This is a genomic window from Micromonospora sp. FIMYZ51 (genome assembly GCF_038246755.1).
In the GTDB taxonomy this organism is placed as follows: Bacteria; Actinomycetota; Actinomycetes; order Mycobacteriales; family Micromonosporaceae; genus Micromonospora.
Genome location: NZ_CP134706.1, coordinates 6,046,098 through 6,069,988, shown reverse-complemented (window position 1 = coordinate 6,069,988; position 23,891 = coordinate 6,046,098). Strand labels below are relative to the sequence as shown.

Genomic DNA, 23,891 nt, shown 5'->3' with positions numbered 1-23,891 from the left:
ACCTCCGCTCGTACCGCCGGGATCCTGCCTGCCTTGTCTGAGCCATGGTCGCACCGATTGTGCGCACGGTTACCCGAGGTGGCTGCGGAGGAAGGCGAGTTCCAGCGGCAGGAGGCGTTCGGCCAGGCCGCCGGCGGCCAGGTGGGTGGCGCCGGTGAGCGGCAGCACCGAGTGCGGGCGGCCGGTGGCCAGCAGCGCCGCCGACAGCCGCAGCGTGTGCGCCGCCACCACGTTGTCGTCGAGCAGGCCGTGCACCAGCAGCAACGGCCGGGCCTGCGCCGGGTCGGTGACCGGCTCGGCGGCCAGTTCCACAAGCGAATGGTGGGCGTAGATGTCCTCGCCGTCGGCGGGCAGCCCCAGATAGCGCTCGGTGTATGCGGTGTCGTAGAGGGCCCAGTCGGTGACCGGCGCCCCGACGATCCCGCAGCGGAACAGCTCGGGGTGGCGCAGCACGGCGAGCCCGGCCAGCCAGCCGCCGAACGACCAGCCCCGTACGGCGACCCGGCCGAGGTCCAGGTCCGGGTGCTTGTCGGCGAGCGCGGTGAGCGCCTCCACCTGGTCGAGCAGGATCACGTCGGCGACCCGCCGATGGATGGCCTTCTCGTAGGACGGTGCGATCCCCGGGGTGCCCCGGTTGTCGATCACCACCACCGCGAAGCCGGCGTCGGCCCACCACTGCCGTTCCAACCAGGCCGCCCGCGCGGCGACCACCTCCTGGTGCCCCGGCCCGCCGTAGACGTCCAGCAGCACCGGCAACCGCCGGCCGGTCACGTGGTTGTCCGGGTAGAGCACCGCCGAGGGCAGCCGCCGGTCGGTCACCCGCTCCAGCAGCGGCAGCGGAGAGTACGCGGGAGTAGCGGCCAACGACCGCAGGGTGGCCACCTTCCGGTCGCCCTGCGAGACCGTCCACCGGATGCCCGGGTGGTCGAGCGAGGCGCTGCCGATCACCAGCACGTCCCCACCGACCGCGGCGACGTGCCAGCCCGCGTCGGTGGTGAGGCGTCGGGCGTCCACCCCGCCGCCGATGCTTGTGCGTACCCGGAACAGGTGCTGTTCGCTCGGTTCGCCGTCGCTCGCCTCGACCAGCAGGTCCGCCGGGCCGCTGCTGGCGGCGAGCCGGCCGACCACCCGGCGCACGTAGAGCGAGGGCGGGGTGAGCAGGGTGCCGTCGGCGAAGAGGCAGCGGGCGTCGTACCCGTCGTGGGCCAGTTCACCGCCGACCAGCACCCGCCCGTCGGGCAGGTGCGCGGGGGTGCCCGGGACCGGGTCGACCCAGCGCGGGTCGGCCAGTTCGGCGTGCACCTGTGTCTCGCCGGTACGCGGATCGATGGCCAGCACCAGGCCGTGCTGTTGGGCGCGGCGCAGCACGGTGATCAGCGGCGCGCCCTCGGCCCAGTGCACGGCGGTCAGGTACGGGTAGGTCTCCCGGTCCCAGTGCACGTCGACCCAGCCGCCGTCGAGGTCGAGCAGGTGCAGGCTGACCTCGGCGTTCGGGCCGCCGGACACCGGGTACGCGACGCTTACCGGCGCGCTGGCCGGCTGCGTCGGATCGTGCAGGTGCCAGCGGGTCAGCCGGGACTCGTCGACCCGGGCGGCCAGCACCGACCGCCCGTCCGGCGCCCACCAGTACCCACGGTGCCGCCCGAACTCCTCCGCCGCGATGTGCTCGGCCAGCCCCCAGAGCACCCCGGAGTCCTCCCCGGCGAGGATGGTGTCGGTGCCGTCGGCCGCCACCACCCGCAGCTGCCCACGCCGTACCCCCTCGGCGGCGTCCGTCACGTACGCCAACCGCTGACCGGTCGGGTCGGGCCGGGGGTCGAGCACCGGCCCGGCGGCGGGTACCTCGATCACGTCCCGGTGCACCAGGTCGGCCCGGAACAGCCGGCCGGCCAGCGCGAACACCGCCACCCGGCCGGCGCCGTCGAGGGCGTACGAACCGATGCCGGAGGCGCTCAGCCGCAGCCGCTCGCGTCGGGCCCGTTCCCCGGGGCTGAGCGCACCGGGGTCGGCGTCCGCGCCGAGCAGGGTGACCGGGCAGGCGACCAGCTGCTCCTCGCCGGTGGCGACGTCCAGCAACCAGAGAGCATCGGCCGGGTCCTCCGGACCGGCGGAACGCAGGAAGACCACCCGGGCCCCGTCGTCGGCCACGGAGACGGCGCGCGGCGCCCCGTGGCTGAACCGACGGGTACGGGCGGCCAGCTCGGGAAAGTCCACAGGCCAGATCGTAGGCGGGTGCCGGGCACAATGTGAGCGACCTGCGCGGACGCGTCTGGGCCGGACGGTGCAAACCGCCGGTTAGAGTGACGGTCGTGACGACGCTGCCTGACCGCCGCCTGCTGCTGGTCCACGCGCACCCCGATGACGAGTCCATCGGCACCGGTTCGACAATGGCTCACTACGCCGCCACCGGTGCACACGTCACCCTGGTCACCTGCACGCTCGGCGAGGAGGGTGAGATCCATGTGCCGGAGCTGGCCGGGCTCGCCGCCGCCGAGGCGGACCAGCTCGGGGGGTACCGGATCGCCGAGCTGGCCGACGCCTGCGCCGAGCTAAGCGTGACCGATCACCGTTTCCTCGGCGGCGCCGGCCGGTACCGCGACTCCGGCATGATGGGGCTGCCGACCAACGGACACCCCCGCGCGTTCTGGCGGGCCGACCTCGACGAGGCCGCCGGGCAGCTGCTGGAGGTCATCCGGGAGGTACGTCCCCAGGTGGTGATCACGTACGACGAGAACGGCTTCTACGGCCACCCCGACCACATCCAGGCGCACCGGGTGACCATGCGCGCCGTCGAACTGGCCGGCGCGGAGGGGATCGCCCCGGCGAAGGTCTACTGGACGGCGATGCCGCGTAGCGTCCTGGAGGCGGGCATGTCGCACTTCGAGGAGTCCTCGGACAACCCCTTCGCCGGCATCTCCGACGCTACCGAGCTGCCCTTCTGCACTCCCGACGAGCAGATCGCGGCGCGGATCGACGCCACCGAGCAGCACGCCGCCAAGGAGGCGGCGATGCGTGCCCACGCCACCCAGATTCCCGCCACCTCCTGGCTGTACTCGATCGCCGGCAACTTCGGCGCGGAGTTCATGGGGGTGGAGTACTTCACTCTCGCGGTGGGGACGAAGGGGCCGGGCAGCGGACCGTACGGCTGGGAGTCGGACCTGTTCGCCGGGTTGGAACTCGCCGGCACCTCGGAGCTCGCCGCCGCCGCGGGCCGGGGCAGTCCGGATCGCGCCCCGGTCAGCTCGGCCGGTCAGCGGTGACCCTGCCCACCGCGATGTCGGTAGCCCCGCAGGAGCCGGTCCAGCAGCCGCCCCGGCCGACCCGGCTGCGACGGTCGGTCGACCTCGGGCTGCGGGTGACCGGTGGCCTGATCGCGGTCGTCGCCGGTGCGGTCACCGCGGTCCTGGAGTTGCTGCTCGCCCCGCTGCGGATCGGCGGCTACCCGATCGGGGTGGCGGTGCTCGTGGCCGTGCTCGCGAACCTCGCGCTGAGCTGGTTCGCCATCGAGGCGGTCGGCCGTCGCTGGGCGGTGGCGCTGCCGGCGCTGCCATGGGTAGTGATCATGGTGGCGGCGGCCGACCGGACGGCCGAGGGGGACGTCCTGCTGGTCGGCAACTGGGTCGGGCTCACCCTGGTGGTGGCCGGCGCGATGACCTTCGCGGTGGTGGCGTTCCGGTCCATCGTGGCTGCGCCGCCGGGTCCCGGTCGGTACTGACGACGCCCGGGGCCAGGTGGTAGATATTCCTGCCAGGAAACCCGCCATCCGGGCGGGGGATGTGGCGGGAGGTGTGCGATGGGGCAGCGGTGGCGTCCGCTCGCGGTGCTCGCGATCGCGCTGTTCGCGGTAAACGTGATCGCCCGGCTGGTGATCCGGTTCGGCTTCGACGGTGACGAGATGGCCGCCGATCGGGTGACTCTCGGGATGTTCGCGGTGATCGCGTTGATCCTGGCCGGGGTGGCCTTCGGCTGGGGACAGCGACGTCCGCTGGCCCAGTGGGGTGCCGAGGCGGCCGGCGCGATCGGCATCGCGCTCGCGCTGACCATGCTGGTTGGGCCGCTGCTGGTCGGCCAGAGCCCGTTCGCCGTCGGCAGTGCCACCTTCTTCTGGCAGGTGGTGCTCTACCTGGTGGCGGCCACCGCCGGCACGGCCCTGGGTTATCTGCTGCTCACCACGCTCGGCCGGGACCACCGTTCCCAGAGCCTCAAGCGGTACGCCGAGAGCACGGTGGCCAAGCCTCGCCGGATCGTCCGCCGCTAGGGCCTCCGTCTCGTTGATCATGAAGTTGACGGTGATGCTGATCTCTCAGCAGCCGCTGACCGCACGATCGACGGGGTGGGAGAGTCGGGTTCGGTAGGTGTGGTGGGTGCCAAAGCCCAGGTTGCGGTAGAGGCGGACGGCCGCGGCGTTGCGCTGCTCCACCTGGAGGAACGCGTCGGTCGCGCCGACTTCGGCGGCCCAGTCGACGAGCGCCCGGATCAGCCGGGTCGCGAGTCCCTGTCGACGGGCGGCGGGCAGCACCTCGATCAGGCACAACCCGAGCCAGCGTCCGGAACCGGTGACCGTCCCGCGGGCGATCCCGACGAGCGCGCCGTCGGCGTACGCGTGGGCGAAGCGGACCTGGTCGACGGCGGTGAGTACGTGCCGGGCGGCGTCCGGAAGGTCGCCCTTGCGGCCGGCGGCCACCGCGAGCCAGTCGTCCGACGGCTCGGCGGCCAGCTCGACCACCGGCCCGGCCGGCCGCGCCACCGTCAGGCCGGGCGAGGCCGCCGTCGCGCCGCCTGCTGCCGCCGGGTCGGGTGCCGCGGCCGGGTCGGGTGCTGCCGCCGGGTCGGGTGGTGCCGATGCGGCGATGGCCGCCAGCGACGCGGTCTGCACCAGCACCGGCGGGCGGCTGTCCCAGCCCCGTCGGTCGAGTTCGGCGCCGACCGGCGCGGCCAGCGGCAGCGGCGTGTTGACCAGGGCCGGCTGACCGAGATCGGCGTACCAGCGCTCGACCGCGTCCAGCGCGGCCGGCAGCGGCCGGTCCGGGTCGCCGACGGGCAGGGCGGAGTTGGCCCGGCCGGTCCAGCCGTCGGCGGCGCGCAGCAACCAGTCGCCGAGCCGGGCGCGGACGGGGCCGGCCACGCCTCGTCGGCGGCCAGTTCCAGCTCGGTCACGGCGGCGGCGGTCGGCCGCCGGTCGGCCGGGACCCGCTTCGCCCGATGCACCTCGTGCAGCGGTACGCGTAGCCGCCCCTGACGGGTGGTCAACGTGAGATGAGTCTCGGTCAGCTCGACCAACTCGCCCAGGGAGTCGGAGTAGACGGGGCGACCAGCGCGGCGACCCACCACCCGGCGGACCACGATTCGGTGTCCCACGTCCTGCTCTCGAAGCACGATCGACCTCCTCCCCGGCGAGATACTAGGCTCTTAGCGTCGCGGGTGATCGCGGCGAGTCTTGCGGAGGAGAAGACCGGTGACCTACATCATCGCCGAGCCGTGCGTGGATGTGCTCGACAAGGCATGCATCGAGGAGTGCCCGGTCGACTGCATTTACGAGGGCAACCGGATGCTCTACATCCACCCCGACGAGTGCGTCGACTGTGGTGCCTGTGAGCCTGTCTGCCCGGTGGAGGCGATCTTCTACGAGGACGACGTTCCCGAGCAGTGGAAGGACTACACCGGCGCCAACTACGAGTTCTTCGAGGACCTGGGTTCGCCCGGCGGTGCCTCGAAGATCGGCAAGGTGGAGAAGGACGCTTCCTTCGTCGCCGCGCAGCCGCCGCGCGGCGAAGGCCACTGAACCGGCCCGCGCCGGTCTCGTCGCGGCTGCCCGAGTTCACCTGGGACACCCTGGACGCCGCGGCTGCGCTGGCCGCGGCGCACCCGGACGGTCTGATCAACCTCTCCATGGGTACGCCGGTCGACCCGGTGCCGGAGGTGATCCGGCGGGCCCTGGCCGAGGCGTCCGACGCACCGGGCTACCCGCTGACCGCCGGCACCCCGGCGCTGCGTGACGCGATCGCGGCCTGGGTGGCCCGGGCCTGCGGTGCCGGCCTCGACGGGCTCGGCGTACTGCCGACGATCGGCTCCAAGGAACTGGTGGCCTGGCTACCCACCCTGCTCGGATTGGGGCCGGGCGACGTCGTGGTGGTGCCGTCGGTCGCCTACCCGACCTACGCGGACGGGGTCCGGCTGGCCGGTGCCACCACCGTACGCGCCGACTCGCTGACCGCCGTCGGCCCGACCTCCCGGGTACGCCTGGTCTGGATCAACTCGCCGGGCAACCCGACCGGCCGGGTGCTGCCTGCGACCCACCTGCGCAAGGTGGTGGACTGGGCCCGGGAGCGCGGTGCGGTGGTCGCCAGCGACGAGTGTTACCTGCCGCTGGGCTGGGACGCCGAGCCGGTGTCGGTGCTCGCGCCGGAGGTCTGCGGCGGCTCGTACGACTCGGTGCTCGCCGTGCACTCGCTCTCCAAGCGCTCCAACCTGGCCGGCTACCGGGCCGGGTTCGTGGCCGGCGATCCGACGCTTGTCGCCGAGCTGCTCAAGATCCGCAAGCACGCGGGGATGATCGTGCCCAAGCCGGTGCAGGCGGCCATGGTGGCGGCCCTGCGCGACGAGCAGCACGCCGCCGAGCAGCGGGAACGGTACCGGGCGCGGCGGGAGACCCTGCGGGCCGCCTTCACCGGGGCCGGCTTCACCGTGGAGCACTCCGAGGCGGGGCTCTACCTCTGGCTGACCCGGGGCGAGGACTGTTGGGAGACGGTCGACTGGCTGGCCCGGCGGGGCATCCTGGTCGCGGCGGGGGTCTTCTACGGCCCGGGCGGCCGGCAGCATGTCCGGGCGGCGCTCACCGAGTCCGACGAGCGGGTCGCCGCCGTGGCCGCCCGCCTCGCCAAACCCTGACCGGGACGGTGACGATGGCCGAGGCCGACGCACTACCCCGGGTGGCGGTGCTCGGCACCGGCCTGATCGGCGGGTCGATACTGCTCCGGCTGCACGCCGCCGGGTTGGACGTGGTCGGCTGGGACCCGGACGAGGCGACCCGCCGGCAGGCCCGGTCGGTCGGCGTACCGATGGCGCAGCGACTTCTCGACGCGGTGGCCGGGCGGGAGGTGGTCTTCCTCGGCGGGCCGCTGCCCACCCTGCCGGCGACGCTCGTCGAGGCGGCCGCGGCGACCGGTGCGGACTGCGTGCTCACCGATGTCGGCAGCACCAAGGCCGAACTGGCGGCGTTCGCCGGAGCGCGCGGGCTGACCGACCGATTCGTGCCCGGTCATCCGATGGCCGGCACCGACCGGGCCGGCCTGGTCGCGGCGCAGCCGGAGCTGTTCGCCGGTGCCGCGTGGGTGCTCTGCCCCGCGCCGGAGGGGTTGGCCGCGTTCCGCCGGCTCGCCGTCCTGATCACCGAGGTCTTCGCCGCCCGGGTGGTGCCGATGGCGGCGGATCGGCACGACGCCGTGGTCGCCCTCGCCTCGCACGTGCCGCACCTGCTCGCCGGGGCGCTTGCCGGCGCGGTCGAGCGGTCACCGCTGCGCGAGGCGATCCGTACCCTGGCCGCCGGCAGCTTCCGCGACGGCACCCGGGTGGCCGGCACGCCGCCGGAGCGTACGGCGAACATGCTGGCCGGCAACCGCGAGCCGGTGCTTGCCGCGTTGGCCGAGGTCACCGCGTTCCTCGACGAACTGGCCGCCGCGCTGCGGGCCGGCGACGCGCCCACCCTGCGCGCCCGGTACGCCGAGGCCGGCCGGACGCGCCGCGCGCTCGCCGACCGGCCGTGCCACGAGCAGGTCCGCTCCTTCGCTACCGACGGCCCGCCTGCCGACGAGATCACCTGGCTGCACGGGGTCGGTTCCGGAGGTGCCCGGCTGACCGGCTGCCAGCTCACCTCCGGCACCGTCACCTACACCGTGCACCACCCCGGGTCCGATCCGCGTTGATCATGAAGTGGAAGCGCTGGGGAGCGGCGCCAATCTCATGATCAACAGCGCTGGTGTCGGGACGCAGCGTCGGTGGGCGCGAGGTGGGCAGCGCCGATAGGGTGAGGGCATGGTGGACGGACCGGTGGTGACGGTGCGCGGCGAGGCGTACCGGGACGTCGAGCCGGAGGTCGCCCGGTTCACGGTGACCGCGCTCGCCCGGGACCGCGACCGGGAGGCCGCGTTGACCCGGCTGGCCGAGCGGGCCGCGGCGGTCCGGGTGCTGCTCGACGCCGCCGAACCGGCAATCGACCGCCGGGAAACCGGCGACCTGCGGGTGCGCCCCGAGACGCGGCGCTCCGGTGAGCGGGTGGTGGCCTGGCACGGCTCGGTGGTCACCACGGTCACGGTCAGCGACTTCACCGCGCTCGGCGAGCTGATGCTGCGCCTGGCCGACCAGGACCAGGTCGAGGTGGCCGGGCCGTGGTGGTCGCTGCGCCCGGACAGCCCGGCCTACCGGGAGGCCCGGCAGGCCGCGATCACCGACGCACTGCACCGGGCCCGGGAGTACGCTGCGGCGCTCGGCGCGCAGGTCACCGACCTGATCGAGCTGGCCGACGAGGGCGGTACGGCGCAGCCGATGATGGCCCGGATGGCGTTCGACGCCGGTGGCGCCGAAGCCGGTGGCCCGCCGGAGCTGGAACTCGACCCGCAACCCCAGGGCGTGCACGCGGCGGTCCGGGCCCGGTTCGCGATCAGCCGCCCGGACCTGTCCTGATGTCCACCGCCCGGGTGCTGCCCGTCGAGGAGTTGGTGGCTCGCGCCCGCGCGCTCGCCGACGCCGGCCCCCGGCAGTTGCTCGGCATCACCGGTGCCCCCGGTGCGGGCAAGTCGACCCTGGCCGAGCAGGTGGTGGCGGCGGTCGGCCCGGCCGCCCGGCTGGTGCCGATGGACGGCTTCCACTTCGCCCAGGCCGAACTGCGCCGGCTGGACCGGTCCGCGCGTAAGGGCGCCATCGACACCTTCGACGCCAACGGGTACGTCTCGTTGCTGCGCCGCCTGCGGCGTAAGGAGCCGACCTCGGTCTGGGCGCCGGAGTTCCGCCGGGACCTGGAGGAGCCGATCGCCGGTGCGATCGAGGTGTCGCCGGAGGTCCGGCTGGTGGTGACCGAGGGCAACTACCTGCTGGTCCGGCACTGGCCCTGGGAGGAGGTGCGGGCCCTGCTGCACGAGGCGTGGTTCCTGGACATCGACGCGGACCTGCGCCGCCGCCGGCTGGTCGCCCGGCACGTGGCCTACGGGCGGTCACCGGCCGAGGCACAGCGCTGGGCGTTGGGCAGCGACGAGGTGAACGCGGTGCTGGTCTCCGACACCGCCGATCGCGCCGACCTGGTGGTACGCCTGGCCGAACCACCGCCGCCGTGACGCCCTCGCCGGAGTGACAGGGAGATCTCGGCGAGCAGCTTGCAGAGCAGGGTCGGCACACCGGCTAGCCGGATCCACGCCGGGGTGCCGGCACCGTACGCCGGAGCAGCCAGGCGACCCGGGATCGTTCCCGCTGGAACTCGGCGGCCTCCGGGTAGCCACTGTGGCTGCGGATCGGTGGATCGGCGACCTCGCCGTCGCTGGGGTGCAGCGCCTCGGGGTCGGTGACGGCCACACTGCGTTCGCCCGCGGTGACCGGCCAGCCGAGCGGGTCGGTGTCGCGCCAGAAGTTCGTCCATCCGGTGCCGCCGGAGGGCCGGGTCAGCGCGCGGCTCAGCGCCGGCAACCGGTCCGGCCCGAAGTACGCGGGGAAGATCCGGCCGTACAGCCGGGTCAGCTGGCAACCGTAGGAGAAGAACCAGATCCGCTGCCGCCAGCGGTCCGGCAGTTGCATGATGACCGCGGTGCAGATCACCGTGCCCTGGCTGTGCCCGGAGAGGATGATGCCGTCCATCCGACGCGGATCATGCTCGGTCAGCGCGAGCAGGCCGGCGGTGCGGGTGAGCAGTTCCGGCACGGCCCGTTCGGCGTAGCTCGGCGGGGCGAGCGGGTGCGCGGCGCGCGGCCAGAACGTGCCCACGTCCCAGACCACCCCGACCGAGCGCCGCACCGCGTTGTTGCGGAAGACGAGCAGGCCGAGGGCGGCGATCGCCACCGGCAGCCAGCCGAGCAGCGAGTCGCCCAGGTCGGTCACGGCCTTGAGCAGAGCGCCGGTGCCGGTCGCCGACGCCGGGTACGGGTGGGCGGGGGAGAGGACGGCGACGCAGGCGAGGGCGGCCAGCGCGGCCATCGCGGCGGCGTACCAGCCGATCAGGCGGATCGCATGTTCGCCGACCAGCCGGTGCAGCGCCCGGTGGTTGCTGACGTCCCGCCCCCGGCGCAGGTCGTGCGCGGTGAGCGGTCCGCTGGCGCACAGTTCGGCGTACTCCTCGCGGCGCAGTTGCTGGAAGAGCACGAGAGCGCGGAGCGCGACCAGGGCGAGTACCAGCAGCGCGCCGCCGAAGCAGAGCGCGGCCCAGGTGACCGGCGTCGGCGGGACGACGACCGTGCGACCGCCGGGCGTGGCGCCCCCGTTGAGCCGGTCGGTGATCCAGTAGAGCGCCCCCGCGCAGTAGGCGAGGCAGAGCAGCCACCCGAAGCCGGCGATCACGGCCGGGGCCTGGCCGCGCCAGGCCAGGTCGGTGTGCGGCCCGAGCGACTGGGCTCCGGCGTCGGGCCGGGTCCGGGGCAGCAGCAGACCCATCCCGGCGAGGGCCAGCAGCACCAGGACGAGCTGCCACACCTGGAACGGGGCGGGCGGGAGACCGGGCAGCCAGCCGTGGCACCAGGCGGTGCCGAGAACGATAAGCACGGCGGCGGCCCCGGGCACCGCGCCGCCGCGCCGCCCCGAGCGGGCCGCCGCGCCGATGGTGGTCAGCAGCAGCAGCTGGCCGGTGACCAGCCAGGCGAGGATCCGGTCGAAGCCCGGCAGTGACCGGTCCGCAAGGCATTCGGGCAGGTTCGGTTGGCCGCTGCATCCCGCCGGTGGTCGCAGTGCCGCGAGCGGGGTGCCGGCGGGGCCGTCGGGAAGCATCAGCACCACGATGGTGCCGGCCAGCCCGAGCCCGGTGAGCACGATGACCGTGATGCTCCACGGGCCGAGCGGGGTGGCTCCCTCGCGACGGGTGAGGAACGGGCGACCGAGCGCGACCAGCGTGATCATCAGCACCGCGAGGAACATCGCGGAGCTGGTCCAGGCGACCGCCGCGCGTGCCCCGTGCGGTGGGTCCAGCACCAGTACGGTGCCGAGCGGCACCGCCGCGGCCACCGCCGTGCCGGTGCAGAGGTGCAGCACGGCGGCGCGTCGCAGCTGCCCCTCACCGCACCAGAACGTGGGATCTTCGAGCGGATTGGCGAGTGGCCGGTCGGGCGGCTCCGGTGCCGGTGGCTGCTCCGGGGCCGGCTGGTCGGTGGGCAGGTCGGCGTCGACGGGGGCCGGCTGGCCGGCGGGCAGGTCGGCGTCGACGGGGGCCGGCGGTCGGCGTACCGGGGTGTTCGCCGGGTCGGCGGGCATCACCGCCTCGTACTGGTAGGTCCGCCAGGCGACCAGGCCGAGCACCGCGATCAGGGTGAGTGGCACGGCCAGGCCGACGGCGAGGGTCCGCCCGCCCTGCTGCCACCAGGTGCCGGCGAGGAACTCCCACGGCCCCGGGATGCGGCTCAGGCAGGTCTCGTCCACGCACTGCCAGCCGATCAGGTCGACCCCGACACCGGTCAGCGCCAGCACCAGCGTGCCGGTCAGGCTCAGGCAGAACAGCCGGATCAACCAGGCGGTGAGCCCGGATCGGCTGGCCAGTCGTTCGCTGGCCGGGTCCGGTGGTATCCCGGGGCGCGCGTGCAGCGCCACGTTGGCCAGGGTGAAGGGCAACAGCAGCGTCCAGAGGGCGCGCTCCACGTCCCGCGCGGTCCGCGCTCCGGAGGTCAACTGCCCCCAGCTGTACGCCTCGACGGCGATCGGGTCGAGCGGCGAGGCGGTCGGGGAGCGGTAGAAGCCGGTGACCGGGCCGCCGGCGACCAGCCGTGGCTGAGGGCTCTCGCCGCCCGGCTCGGCGGTCAGCCCGAGGGCTTCGGCGGGCGGCGTGTTGGACACTCCATGTACGCGTAGTTCGAGGATCCGGCCGCCCATGACAAGCCTCCTGGTGACGACTCCATTACCCAGAGTGCTCGTTTTTGGCCCGGAGTGCCACCCCCAAAAGAGGTATTTTCGCAGGTGGAGGAGTTGTCGAGGTTAGTTGATCTCGCGTACCGGTCGCGCCGGATTGCCGACAGCTACCACGTTGGCCGGCAGGTCGCGGGTCACCACGGCGCCCGCGCCGACCACGGTGTTCTCGCCGACGGTGACTCCGGCGAGCACGATCGCGCCACCACCCAGCCAGACGTTGTCGCCGATGGTGATCGGCTTGCCCGCCTCCCACTTCGCCCGCCGCGCCGCCGGCTCCACCGGATGGGTCGGGGTGAGCAGCTGGACGTTCGGTCCGACCTGGACGTCGGCGCCGATGGTGATCGGCGCGACGTCGAGGAAGACCGCGTGGTAGTTCACGAAGCTGCGCGGCCCGATCCGGATGTGGTAGCCGTAGTCGCAGTAGAACGGTGGGCGGATTTCGGCCTCCTCGCCCAGCTCGCCGAGCAGCTCGACAAGTGCGGCCCGGCGGCCGTCCGGGTCGTCGACGCGGCTGGTGTTGAACCGCTCCATCAGTCGCAGCGCGTGGAGGTGCTCGGCGACCAGTTCCGGATCGTCGGCCAGGTACGGCTCCCCGGCGAGCATGCGTTCCTTCATGGATGTCATCCGTCCGATCATGCCGCACGCGGGTCGACATCCGGACTTTCCACACTTTTCTCTTGACTCTCCATTGCATACTCAGTATGCATGAGTGATAGCTGTCGATGAAGTCCTCGTCGACAGAGACGCTCCACGAAGGAGGATCAGTTGCCACGGAAGAGCAAACTGACCGCCGGTGGACTCGTGGTGGGACTGCTGCTCGGCACGCCGGCCGTCGCCGCAGCCGCGCCGCACCGACCCACCACGCCACCGTCCGCCCAGCTCACTGCGGCTGGCCCGGCGGGAACGGACGCCGACCGCCCAGCCGGAAGCAACAAGCCGACCACCGTCACGCTGCTCACCGGTGACCGGGTCACCGTGAGCGCCTCCGGTGCGACGAGCGTCCGCCCCGCGCCCGGACGTGCCGACGTCACCTTCCTCACCCGGCGAGAGCGGGACCACCTCTGGGTGGTGCCGCAGGACGCCCTGCCGCTCATTCGTGACGGACGGGTCGACCGCCGACTCTTCGACGTGACCGGCCTGATCGCCGCCGGTTACGACGACGCCCGCCGCGCCGACCTGCCCCTGATCATGACGTACCGCGCCGATGCGGCCCGGCGTACCGCCGCACCCGAGGGGCTTACCGTCACCCGCGACCTGGCGGCCGTCGGTGGTGTCGCGGCCAGCGCCGACAAGCGGCAGGCCGGCCAGGTCTGGGCCGCCGTCGCCGCAACCGGCGCCCGCGTCGACGCGGCGGGGGGTGTCGAGCGGATCTGGCTCGACGGCAGGCGCGAACTGACGTTGGAGCACAGCGTGCCGCAGATCGGTGCCCCCGCCGCCCACCAGGCCGGCTTCACCGGTCAGGGGGTACGGGTCGCGGTGCTGGACACCGGCGTCGACGCCGCGCATCCGGACCTGACCGGGCGCGTCGCCGAGGCACAGAACTTCACCGAGGAGGAGGCACCGGGCGACCTCGTCGGGCACGGCACCCACGTGGCGTCGATAATCGCCGGCAGCGGCGCCGCCTCCGGCGGCCGGTACCGCGGCGTGGCGCCGGACGCGACACTGCTCTCCGGCAAGGTCTGCGAGGAGTACGGCTGCACCGAGTCGGCCATCCTGGCCGGGATGCAGTGGGCCGCCGTCGACAAGCAGGCCGACGTGATCAACCTGAGCCTCGGCGGATACGACACTCCGCAGCTCGACCCGCTGGAAGAGGCGGTGAACACGCTCACCGCGCAGACCGGGGCACTCTTCGTGATCTCGGCCGGCAACAGCGGCCGGGCCGGCACGGTCGGCTCGCCGGCCAGCGCGGACGCGGCGCTCGCCGTCGGCGCGGTCGACCGGGACGACGAGCTTGCCGACTTCTCCAGCCAGGGCCCGCGTACCGGCGATGACGGGTTGAAGCCCGACATCACCGCGCCCGGCGTGGACATCGTCGCCGCCCGAGGGCAGGGCACCGAACTCGGCGAGCCGGTGGGAGAGCAGTACGTCGCGCTCTCCGGCACCTCGATGTCCGCGCCACACGTCGCCGGCTCGGCGGCGTTGCTCGCCCAGCAGCGCGGCGACGCCACAGCAGCGCAACTCAAGGCGCTCCTGATGGCCTCGGCCCGGCCCCATCCCGAACTGTCCGCGTACCAGCAGGGGGCCGGTCGGGTCGACCTGGCCCGGGCCGTCACCCAGTCGCTGTTCAGCGAGCCGGCCAGCGTCTCCTTCGGGCGTACCCTCTGGCCGCACGATGACGACGAGCCGGTCGTCCGCGAGTTGACCTGGCACAACAGCGGGTCGGCACCGCTCACCCTGGACCTCTCGGTGCAGGCCGCTGGTCCCGATGGGGTAGCGGCGCCGGCGGAGATGTTCTCGCTGAGCACCGCGCAGGTGGTGGTCCCGGCCGGTGGCACCGCGTCGGCCACCGTCACCGCCGACACCACGATCGACGCCCCGGACGGTCACTACACCGGCCGGATCGTCGCCCGTGCCGGCGACGCCGTGGTGAACACCCCGTTGGCCGTGCACAAGGAGGTGGAGAGTTACACGGTGAGCGTGCGCCATCTGGACCGTGCCGGTGCCGTGACGTCCGACCACACCACCTTCCTGGTCGGGCTGACGGACCTGAGCGACTACCTGGCGTACGACCCGGACGGCACCGCCGAGGTGCGCGTACCCAAGGGGCGGTACGGCCTGGCCAGCTACGTGATCGAGGCGGATGGCGAGGTTCAGACGCTTGTGGTCCAGCCGGAGCTGGAGGTGACCCGGGACACCGCGGTCACGGCTGACGCGCGCAATGCGGGGCCGGTGCGGATGACGGTGCCGGACCGGTCGGCCCAGCGGGCGATGGTGGCCGTCGACGCGGCCTTCATGATCGACGCAGGCGCCTCGATCTTCGGGGTGGTGGGCCCCGATGCCGACAGCGTCCGCACCGGGCAGCTCGGTCGGCCGGCGGCGGCGGAACACTTCTTCGTCACGGTGAACACCCAGTTCGCCGATCGGGACGTGGCGCACAGTCCGTACTTCTACGCGCTGGCCGAGCGCATCGAGGGGCGGATGCCGAACGGCCTGAACAAGCACTACCGCAGCCGCGACCTGGCCACCGTCAGGCAGACGTTCCAGAGCGGGCCCCCGGGCACGCTCACCGAGCGGCTGGTCTTTCCGGTCTTCGAACCCGACCTGGGCGGCTGGGCGGTGGTGGTGCTCGGCACGGCACCGGCGCAGCGGGTCGAGTACTACAACACCGGGACGGTGCGCTACGCCAGCGAACTGTGGTTCGGTACGCCGACCGAGCAGCCGTGGCTCGACCCGGTGACCCTGCTGTGGTCGAACCCGACCGCGTACCGCGCCGGTCGCCAGTACCAGGACACCTGGAACGGCGCGCCCTACGGGCCGTCCTTCCCCGCTCGCCAGTGGCCCGGTCAGGGGCTCACCCGTCAGGGTGACCTGATCGTGCTCAGCCTGCCGATGCACGGTGACGCCCAGGAGCATGCCGGCGCGTCGATCGTCGACGCGGCGCGTACCGCCCTGTACCGCGACGGCAAGCTTGTCGACGAGACGGCGTACCCGGGCGATGGGTTCTTCGAGGTGCCCGCCCGGGCGGCCAACTACCGGTTGGAGACGTCGGCGAAGCGCAGCTTCACCGACCTCAGCACGGAGGTCGCCGCCGCCTGGACGTTCCGCTCCCGACACGTCCAGGGTGACGAGTGGCTGCCGCTGCCGGCCTCGGTGATCAGGTTCACGCCCACGTTGGACGCGCGGCACTCCGCGCCGGCCGGCCGGTCCTTCGTGATCCCGGTCGCGGTGCAGCGCCAGCCCGGTGCTCCGGCGGCGAGGACCGCGTCGCTGACCGTGGAGGTCTCCTACGACGGCGGGCGGAACTGGCAGCGGGCGAAGGTGCAGAAGAGTGGCGACGGCTGGCAGGCCACCGTCCAGCATCCGCGCGGCACCGGCCACGTGTCGCTGCGGGCAAGTGCCCGGGACACCGCCGGCAACACGGTGACCCAGCGGATCATCCAGGCGTACCGCCTGCGCTGAGCGGTGTTAAGCGGGGCCCCTTCCTATGCGCGAGGCGTTAGGAAGGGGCCCCTCCTTACACCTCAGTCGTTGGCGTGCAGGGCGGCGTTCAGCTCGATGCCACGGCCGGTACGCGGCCGGGCCTCCAGCGCGCCGCTTACCGAGTTGCGCCAGAACAGCAGGCCGTCGACGCCGGAGAGTTCGCGGGCCTTGACCACCCGACCGTCCGGCAGGGTGATCTTCGAGGCGGCCGTGATGTAGCAGCCCGCCTCGACCACACAGTCGTCGCCGAGCGAGATGCCCACGCCCGCGTTCGCCCCGATCAGGCTGCGTTCACCCACGCGGATCTTGTCGGTGCCGCCGCCGGAGAGGGTGCCCATGATGGAGGCGCCGCCGCCGATGTCCGAGCCGTCGCCGACCACCACGCCCTGCACGATCCGCCCCTCGACCATCGAGGTGCCGAGGGTGCCGGCGTTGAAGTTGACGAAGCCCTCGTGCATCACGGTGGTGCCGGCGGCGAGGTGCGCACCGAGGCGGACCCGGTCGGCGTCGGCGATGCGTACCCCGGAGGGCACCACGTAGTCGGTCATCCGGGGGAACTTGTCCACCCCGTACACGGCCAGGTGGCGGCCGGCGGCCCGCTCGATCACGCGCAACTCGTCCACCCGCTCGGGGGGACACGGGCCGGCGGAGGTCCAGGCCACGTTCGCCAGCTTGCCGAAGATGCCGTCGAGGTTGAGCTCGTTGGGTCGCACCAGGCGGTGGGAGAGCAGGTGCAGCCGCAGGTACGCGTCGGCGGCGTCGGAGATCGGGCCGTCCAGCGAGCTGATCACGGCGACCACCTGGACGGTACGCAGACCCGGCAGCGACCGCTCGCCGATCGCGCCCGGCGGCAGGTCCAGCACGTCGGCCTCGTCCTCGCCGGGCACCAACGGCAGCTCGCCCAGGCCCAGCTTGCCGGTCGGGTACCAGGTGTCCAACACCTGGTCATCGGCGGTGACGGTGGCCAGGCCGATACCCCACGCGGAGTGTGTGGACGTCACTTACTCACCTCTCGTTTTCATCTCGTGCCGACTGCTGCTCGCGACTGCGGGGCTCGCAAGCTCACTCCGCGCGCTTCGCCGAAGGGCCGGCGGGCTCGCGTCTGACGGTCGCCGGTTGTGACGGTACCGTGCGGACCATGGAGAACCCGCTTACCCCCGATGTCCTCGCCGATCCGGTGGCGTTGACCCGCGCGCTTGTCGACATCGAGTCCGTGTCCCTCAACGAGAAGGCCATCGCCGACTGCGTTGAGGAGGTCCTGCGGAAGGTGCCGCACCTGACCACCTACCGGCACGGCAACACGGTGATGGCCCGGACCGACCTTGGCCGGTCGTCCCGGGTGGTGCTGGCGGGGCACCTGGACACCGTCCCGCTCAACAACAACTTCCCGTCGACCGTGCGCGGCGACCTGATGTACGGCTGCGGCACCTCGGACATGAAGTCCGGGGTGGCCTTCGCGCTGCACCTGGCGGCGACCCTGCCCGACCCTCGCTACGACGTCACGTACTTCTTCTACGAGGCGGAGGAGATCGAGTCCAGGTACAACGGGCTGCACCTGGTGGCCGAGACGCACCCCGAGTGGCTGACGGCGGACTTCGCGTTGCTGCTCGAACCGACGTACGGCGTCGTGGAGGCGGGTTGCCAGGGCACCATGCGGGCCACCGTGGTCACCACCGGGGTCCGGGCCCACTCGGCCCGCTCGTGGCACGGGGTCAACGCGGTGCACGGGGCGGGTGAGGTGCTCCGGCGGCTCTCCGAATACCAGGCGCGGCGGGTCACCATCGACGGCTGCGAGTACCGCGAGGGGATGAACGCGGTGCGGATCTCCGGCGGGGTGGCCGGGAACGTGGTGCCGGACCGGTGCGAGATCGGGGTCAACTACCGCTTCGCGCCGGACCGTACGCCGGCTGAGGCCGAGGCGCACCTGCGCGAGATCTTCGCGGGCTACGAGTTGACGGTCACCGACAGCGCCGCCGGAGCGCTGCCCGGGCTGGAGGCACCGGCCGCGCGGGAGTTCCTGGCGGCGGTGGGTGCCGCGCCGATCGGGAAGCTGGGCTGGACCGATGTGGCCCGGTTCGCGGCGATGGGCGTTCCGGCGTTGAACTTCGGCCCGGGTGACCCCAACCTGGCCCACCACCCGGACGAACACGTGGAGATCGGCAAGATCCGGGACGGCGCCGCCACCCTGCACCGCTGGCTCTCCCGCGACTGAGCCGCGCGGCTCGGTTCCCGTCCGGCCGGGCGGGTGCTGAGGTCAGACGCTGGTCAGGTGCGAGTCGGCGGCGGTGGTCTCGGTCGGTGGTTCCGGCGAGTTGTCGAGCAGGCGGGCGCGGCGACGCTCGGCCACCACGTCGCGGATTCGCTGCTGCATCTGTCGTCGGATCCGGATCCGTTCGTTGCTGGTGATCACGCTGTCCCTCCCCCGAAGCCTGCGTGCCGGGGCATACCCGGTATGTGAATAGTAAGACGTACGGCAAAGCGATTTGGTTGCACAAGATCACAAAGTGTTTGTCGAGTTCTTCGTCGCGGCTCCACTACGGTTGCTCTCATGAGCCAGAGCAACCATCGTGAACCGGGGCGGGAGCGGCATCGTGGCCCCGTCACGCTGCGTCGTCAGGCCGCCACCACCAGCACTGCCGACCAGGGGCTGCTCGACTCGCGGACGCGGTCCGACTGGAAGACCAAGGACGCCTGGCGTGCGCTGCGCATCCTCTCCGAGTTCGTGGAGGGGTTCGACACCCTCGCCGACCTGCCGCCCGCGGTGAGCGTCTTCGGATCCGCCCGGAGCAAGCCGGACAGCCCCGAGTGTCAGCTTGCCGAGGCGGTGGGCGCGGCCCTGGCCCGTGCCGGATACGCGGTGATCACCGGCGGCGGCCCCGGGGTGATGGAGGCGGCCAACCGGGGCGTCAGCGAGGCCGGCGGACTCTCCGTCGGGCTCGGCATCGAACTCCCCTTCGAGCAGGGCATCAACGAGTGGGTCGACCTGGCGATCGACTTCCGCTACTTCTTCGTGCGCAAGACGATGTTCGTCAAGTACGCCCAGGCCTTCGTCGTGCTGCCCGGCGGCTTCGGCACCCTGGACGAGCTGTTCGAGGCGCTCACCCTGGTGCAGACCGGCAAGGTCACCCGGTTCCCGGTGGTGCTGATGGGTGCCGCCTACTGGCAGGGGCTGCTCGACTGGCTGCGCGACACCATGGCCGCGGAGGGCAAGATCGGGCCGGTCGACCTGGAGCTGATCTGCGTCACCGACGACGTGGCCACGGCGGTGCGGCACATCGTGGAGGCCGAGGCCGCGCTCAGCTCGGAGCAGGAGGCGGTACGCGAGGAGGCGGTCGCCCGTACCGCCGCCGACCAGCAGGCCGCGGCCGACGAGCCGGAGCGCTGAGGATGGCGGCGATCTGCGTGTTCTGCGCCTCCTCCCGAACCCTGGACCAGCGCTGGCTCGACCTTGCCACGGCCACCGGCGCGGAGCTGGCCCGGCGCGGGCACACCCTGGTCAGCGGCGGTGGCAGCGTCGGCATGATGGGCGCGCTCACCGAGGGTGCGCGGTCGGCGGGCGGGCGGACCATCGGGGTGATCCCGCAGGCGCTTGTGGACCTTGAGGTGGCCGATCTCGCCTCCGACGAGCTGCTGGTGACCGACTCGATGGCCAGCCGGAAGATCGTCATGGTCGAGAAGTCGGACGCCTTCCTCACCCTGCCCGGCGGGCTGGGCACCCTCGACGAGCTCTTCGAGGTCTGGACCACCGCCACCCTGGCCCTGCACGACAAGCCGATGGTGCTTGTGGACACCGACGGCTTCTACCGCCCGTTGCTGGACTGGCTGCGAAATCTGGCCGACCAGACCTTCCTCAAGCCCGCCGGCTTCGGCCTGCTCCAGACCACCGACACCGTCCCCGCCGCCCTCGACCTCCTCGAATCCCACCTGACCTGACCCCTCACCCCTCGCCACCCCAGCTCGCCGATCTTGCACTTTTGGTCGCCGGCTTCTCCCTTTCGCGGCGATTTATCCCGACGCAATGTGCATGATCGACGGGGCGAGGGCGAGGGCGAGGGCGAGGGCGAGGGCGAGGGCGAGGGCGAGGGCGGGGGCGAGGGTGGGGCGGGGCGAGGGGTGGTGTGGCGGGTGGGGGACTGTCGCAGGCCCGTGATGGGATGGCGGGATGCAGGCGTACCGGCTGGTGCGTCGGCCCGGCGGGCCGACCGAGGGGAGTGGCCCGTCCGGCGGCTCGGTCACGGACCAGGGTCGCCCGGAGACTGTGGCCGGTCGGGACGATCCCGGGCAGGCCGAGGTGGTCGCGCACACCGACGGGCCGATGCTGGTTCTCGGTGGACCGGGCACCGGCAAGACCCGGACGCTTGTCGAGGCGGTCGCCGCCCGGGTCGCCGAGGGGGTCGATCCGGAGCGGATCCTGGTGCTCACCTTCAGCCGGCGGGGTGCCGCCGAGCTGCGGCAGCGGATCGAGGCCCGGATCGCCGCCGGTGGGCAGCGGGTGTTGCGCGAACCGTTGGTACGCACCTTTCCCGCGTACGCCTTCGGGCTGTTGCGGCGGGCCGCCGCCGAGCGGGGCGAGCCGTCACCGCGGCTGCTCACCGGCCCCGAACAGGATCTGATCATCCGCGAGCTGCTGGATGTCGTCGGTGCGGAACCGGGTGACGACCCGGTCGGCTGGCCCGAGGACCTGCGCCCGGCACTGCGCACCCGGGCGTTCGCGGCCCAGCTGCGCGACCTGCTGATGCGCGCGGCCGAACGCGGGATCGGCCCGGTCGAGCTTTCCCGGCTCGGCGAGCAGCTCGGCCGCGCCGACTGGCCGGCCGCCGCGCGGTTCCTCCGGGAGTACGTCTCGGTGCTGGCGTTGCGTGACGTGGCCAACCGGGGCTCGGTCGCGTACGACCCGGCCGAGCTGGTCCGGGCCGCCACCGGGATGCTGCGCGACGACCCGGAGCTGCTGGCCGCCGAGCGGCGCCGGCTGGCGTACGTCTACGTCGACGAGTTGGCCGACACCGATCCCGCCCAGCTCGCGCTGTTGGAGACGGTGGCCGGTGGTGGTCCACCACTTGTCGCCTTCGCCGATCCCGACTCGTCCACGTACGCGTTCCGGGGTGCGGATCCGACCGGGGTCACCACGTTTGCGCACCGGTTCCGTACCGCCTCCGGTGCACCGGCCGCGCAGCTGCTGCTGACCACCAGTTACCGCGCCGGTCCGCGACTGTTGGCCGCCGCCGCCCGACTGGCGCGTCGGCTGCGCGGCCCGGCGGCGCATCGCCGGCTCTCCCCGCTACCGGACGCGCCGCCCGGCGAGGTGGAGGTACGCACGTTCCGTTCGGCCACGAGTGAGGCGGCCTGGCTGGCACACGCCCTACGTGAGGCGCACCTGCTCGGCGGCATGCCCTGGGGACGGATGGCGGTGCTGGTCCGCTCCACCGGCCGCCAGTTGCCCACGCTGCGTCGGGCGCTGCACGCGGCCGGCGTGCCGACCGTGGTGCACGGCGAGGACCTGCCGTTGCACCTGCAACCTGCGGTGGCACCGCTGCTGCTCCTGCTGCGCTGCGCGTTGGAGCCGGAGCGGCTTGACGAGGAGGCCGCCGTCGCCCTGCTGCACTCGCCGCTCGGCGGTGCCGACCCGCTGGCCGAGCGGCGACTGCGACAGGGCCTGCGGGCCATCGCCCTGGCCACCGGCGATCGTCGCCCCTCCGGCGAGTTGATCGTCGAGGCGCTGCGTGATCCGGCCGAGCTGGCCGGTATCGAACGGCGCTGGGCCGAGCCGGCGCAGACGGTGGCCGGCCTGCTGGCCGTGGCCCGGGAGGCGGCCGGCCGACCCGGCGCAGGCGCCGAGGAGGTGCTCTGGGCGGTGTGGCGGGCCAGCGGGTTGGCCGAGCTGTGGTCCGCCGCACTGACCCGGGGGCCGGCCGAGGCCGGTGAGGGTGACCTCGCCCGCCGACGTCGGGCCGAGGCGGCCGACCGTGACCTGGACGCCGTGCTTGTGCTCTTCGACGCCGCCGCCCGGTTCACCGACCGGCTTCCGGGCGCGCGTACCGAGGTCTTCCTCGACCACGTGCTCGGCCAGGAGCTGCCGGCCGACACCCTCGCCCCGACCGCCGACCGGGGGGACGCCGTGCGGCTGCTCACCGCGCACGCCGCGAAGGGTCTCGAATGGGACCTGGTCGCCGTCGCCGGGGTGCAGGAGGGGGTCTGGCCCGACCTGCGGCTGCGCGGCAGCCTGCTCGGCTCCGAACGCCTGGTGGACGTGCTGGCCGGCCGGTCGGACGGCAGCGGTGGGGTGGCCACCCTGGTCGGGCAGACCTCCGCCCTGCTGGACGAGGAGCGACGGCTGTTCCACGTCGCGGTGACCCGGGCCCGGCGCCGGTTGCTGGTCAGCGCGGTGGCCTCGGCGGCCGTCGGCGGCGACGACCACGAGGAACAGCCCAGCCGCTTCCTCTACGAGCTGGGGCCCGCCGACCCCACCGCCGACGCACCGCCCGGACCAGCGGGGCCGGATGCCCCACCCGGACCGCCGAGGCCGGACGGACCGGACGACCCGTCGGGACCGGACGCGGTGGGCGGCGCGGCGCCGCAGACCGGGTCCGACGGCTCGACGGCCGGCGGCGGCCCGGCGGACGCCGCGCCGCCGCGCACGCTGCCGATCAGCCGTCCACCTCGGGCGCTGACCCTGCCGGCGCTGGTGGCGGAGTTGCGTACCGCGGTCGCCGACCCGACGGTCCCGCTCGCCCGGCGGCGGGCGGCGGCGGCCGAGCTGGCCCGGCTGGCCGCCGCCGGAGTCTCCGGCGCGCACCCCGACGACTGGTGGGGGCTGCGACCGCTCTCGGACGACCGGCCACTTGTGGACGAGGGGGAGCCGGTCCGGGTCACCCCGTCGGCGATGGAGAGCGCGTTGCGGTGCAGCCTGCGCTGGCTGCTGGAGCGGCACGGCGGCACCGCTGCGGCCAGCACCGCGCAGGGCGTCGGCAACCTGGTGCACGCGGCGGCGATGCTTGCCGAGGACGCCAGCGCCGACCGGGGTGAGCTGCTGGACTACGTCGCCGCCCGGTTCGACGCGATCGAGCTGGCCGCGCGGTGGATGGTCGGCCCGGAGCTGAGCCGCGCCGAGGAGATGGTGGACAAGCTGCTGCGCTGGTTGGCCGCCAATCCGCGCCGGCTGCTCGCCATCGAGCACGAGTTCGCGGTACGCCTCGACGACCCGCACCGGCCGGTCGAGCTGACCGGCCGGGTGGACCGGTTGGAGGTGGACGCGGACGGCCGGTTGGTGGTGGTGGACCTCAAGACCGGCAAGTCCACCGCCGTCACCGCGCGTGAGGTGGCCGAGCATCCGCAGCTCGGCGCGTACCAGGCGGCGGTGGAGGCGGGTGCGTTCGCCGAGTTCGGCGACGAGCCCGGCGGGGCGGCTCTGGTGCAGCTCGGCACCGGCGCACGCGACGCCAAGGAGCAGGCGCAGCCGCCGACGACCGACGGGCCGGAGGCCGGCTGGGCCACCGCGCTGGTCCGCCGTACCGCCGATACGATGGCCGCCGCCACCTTCGCCGCGGTCGCCAACTCGAAGTGCCGGGTGTGCCCGGTGCGCACCAGCTGCCCGGTGTCCGGTCAGGGACGGCAGGTGGTCGAGCCACCGACCGTCCGGCAGCCGGAGCACAAGGAGTGAGCGTGCC

General features: G+C 73.2%; 18 protein-coding genes and 1 pseudogene. 13 read left to right on the top strand and 6 right to left on the bottom strand.

Annotated features, from left to right (window positions below; genetic code table 11):
- Window positions 1–69: 69 nt before the first annotated feature.
- Window positions 70–2,214: a prolyl oligopeptidase family serine peptidase gene (locus QQG74_RS27155; protein WP_341717518.1), complete on the bottom strand. Its 2,145-nt coding sequence runs from the start codon at window positions 2,212–2,214 to the stop codon at window positions 70–72.
- 86 nt (window positions 2,215–2,300) lie between these two features.
- On the opposite strand from QQG74_RS27155, the gene mshB reads away from it, so the two are divergent.
- The 3 genes from mshB (at window position 2,301) to QQG74_RS27140 (ending at window position 4,258) form a co-directional block, all read left to right on the top strand.
- Window positions 2,301–3,260, top strand: a complete 960-nt coding sequence (mshB, locus tag QQG74_RS27150; RefSeq protein WP_341717517.1) for an N-acetyl-1-D-myo-inositol-2-amino-2-deoxy-alpha-D-glucopyranoside deacetylase — start codon at window positions 2,301–2,303, stop codon at window positions 3,258–3,260.
- A 14-nt stretch (window positions 3,261–3,274) separates the two neighbouring features.
- The gene (locus QQG74_RS27145) at window positions 3,275–3,715 is read left to right on the top strand and encodes a hypothetical protein (protein WP_341721404.1); all 441 of its coding nucleotides are present in this window, start codon (window positions 3,275–3,277) and stop codon (window positions 3,713–3,715) included.
- A gap of 78 nt (window positions 3,716–3,793) precedes the next feature.
- Window positions 3,794–4,258: a hypothetical protein gene (locus QQG74_RS27140; protein WP_341717516.1), complete on the top strand. Its 465-nt coding sequence runs from the start codon at window positions 3,794–3,796 to the stop codon at window positions 4,256–4,258.
- A 45-nt stretch (window positions 4,259–4,303) separates the two neighbouring features.
- Here QQG74_RS27140 and QQG74_RS27135 read toward each other — a convergent pair.
- Window positions 4,304–5,376, bottom strand: a pseudogene (locus QQG74_RS27135) (GNAT family N-acetyltransferase).
- Window positions 5,377–5,455: 79 nt separating this feature from the next.
- Here QQG74_RS27135 and fdxA point away from each other — a divergent pair.
- The 5 genes from fdxA to QQG74_RS27110 all read left to right on the top strand — a co-directional run bounded on the left by fdxA (window position 5,456) and on the right by QQG74_RS27110 (window position 9,326).
- Window positions 5,456–5,782 (top strand): ferredoxin, encoded by a 327-nt coding sequence (gene fdxA / locus QQG74_RS27130; protein ID WP_089005361.1) that lies wholly within the window; start codon window positions 5,456–5,458, stop codon window positions 5,780–5,782.
- Window positions 5,779–6,888 carry a succinyldiaminopimelate transaminase gene (gene dapC / locus QQG74_RS27125; RefSeq protein WP_341721403.1) on the top strand — a complete coding sequence of 370 codons (1,110 nt, stop codon included), beginning with the start codon at window positions 5,779–5,781 and terminating at the stop codon, window positions 6,886–6,888. The genes fdxA and dapC overlap by 4 nt, the downstream gene beginning before the upstream one ends.
- A 14-nt stretch (window positions 6,889–6,902) precedes the next feature.
- Window positions 6,903–7,922, top strand: coding sequence for a prephenate dehydrogenase/arogenate dehydrogenase family protein (locus QQG74_RS27120; protein ID WP_341717515.1), 1,020 nt, complete (start codon window positions 6,903–6,905; stop codon window positions 7,920–7,922).
- A gap of 109 nt (window positions 7,923–8,031) precedes the next feature.
- Window positions 8,032–8,679, top strand: a complete 648-nt coding sequence (locus QQG74_RS27115) for an SIMPL domain-containing protein (RefSeq protein ID WP_341717514.1) — start codon at window positions 8,032–8,034, stop codon at window positions 8,677–8,679.
- A complete protein-coding gene (locus QQG74_RS27110) occupies window positions 8,679–9,326 on the top strand; it encodes a nucleoside/nucleotide kinase family protein (RefSeq protein WP_341717513.1) in 648 nt (215 codons plus the stop codon). The genes QQG74_RS27115 and QQG74_RS27110 overlap by 1 nt, the downstream gene beginning before the upstream one ends.
- A gap of 64 nt (window positions 9,327–9,390) precedes the next feature.
- Here the strand turns inward: QQG74_RS27110 and QQG74_RS27105 are convergent, their stop codons facing one another.
- A complete protein-coding gene (locus QQG74_RS27105; protein WP_341717512.1) occupies window positions 9,391–12,051 on the bottom strand; it encodes a hypothetical protein in 2,661 nt (886 codons plus the stop codon).
- Between the two features lie 102 nt (window positions 12,052–12,153).
- Window positions 12,154–12,711, bottom strand: a complete 558-nt coding sequence (locus tag QQG74_RS27100) for a sugar O-acetyltransferase (RefSeq protein ID WP_341717511.1) — start codon at window positions 12,709–12,711, stop codon at window positions 12,154–12,156.
- Between the two features lie 141 nt (window positions 12,712–12,852).
- On the opposite strand from QQG74_RS27100, the gene QQG74_RS27095 reads away from it, so the two are divergent.
- Window positions 12,853–16,206: a S8 family serine peptidase gene (locus tag QQG74_RS27095; protein ID WP_341717510.1), complete on the top strand. Its 3,354-nt coding sequence runs from the start codon at window positions 12,853–12,855 to the stop codon at window positions 16,204–16,206.
- 62 nt (window positions 16,207–16,268) lie between these two features.
- Here the strand turns inward: QQG74_RS27095 and dapD are convergent, their stop codons facing one another.
- Window positions 16,269–17,228 (bottom strand): 2,3,4,5-tetrahydropyridine-2,6-dicarboxylate N-succinyltransferase, encoded by a 960-nt coding sequence (dapD, locus tag QQG74_RS27090; RefSeq protein ID WP_341717509.1) that lies wholly within the window; start codon window positions 17,226–17,228, stop codon window positions 16,269–16,271.
- 137 nt (window positions 17,229–17,365) lie between these two features.
- Between dapD and dapE the strand changes: the two genes are divergently transcribed.
- Window positions 17,366–18,439 carry a succinyl-diaminopimelate desuccinylase gene (dapE, locus tag QQG74_RS27085; RefSeq protein WP_341717508.1) on the top strand — a complete coding sequence of 358 codons (1,074 nt, stop codon included), beginning with the start codon at window positions 17,366–17,368 and terminating at the stop codon, window positions 18,437–18,439.
- 42 nt (window positions 18,440–18,481) lie between these two features.
- On the opposite strand, the gene QQG74_RS27080 is transcribed toward dapE, so the two are convergent.
- Entirely contained in the window at window positions 18,482–18,637 is a 156-nt protein-coding gene (locus QQG74_RS27080; protein WP_341717507.1) for a hypothetical protein, read from the bottom strand.
- Window positions 18,638–18,775: 138 nt separating this feature from the next.
- Between QQG74_RS27080 and QQG74_RS27075 the strand changes: the two genes are divergently transcribed.
- From QQG74_RS27075 to QQG74_RS27065, 3 genes are all read left to right on the top strand, one after another.
- The gene (locus QQG74_RS27075) at window positions 18,776–19,612 is read left to right on the top strand and encodes a TIGR00730 family Rossman fold protein (RefSeq protein ID WP_341717506.1); all 837 of its coding nucleotides are present in this window, start codon (window positions 18,776–18,778) and stop codon (window positions 19,610–19,612) included.
- A 2-nt stretch (window positions 19,613–19,614) separates the two neighbouring features.
- The gene (locus tag QQG74_RS27070) at window positions 19,615–20,160 is read left to right on the top strand and encodes a TIGR00730 family Rossman fold protein (protein WP_341717505.1); all 546 of its coding nucleotides are present in this window, start codon (window positions 19,615–19,617) and stop codon (window positions 20,158–20,160) included.
- A gap of 229 nt (window positions 20,161–20,389) precedes the next feature.
- Window positions 20,390–23,884: an ATP-dependent DNA helicase gene (locus tag QQG74_RS27065; protein WP_341717504.1), complete on the top strand. Its 3,495-nt coding sequence runs from the start codon at window positions 20,390–20,392 to the stop codon at window positions 23,882–23,884.
- Window positions 23,885–23,891 lie beyond the last annotated feature (7 nt).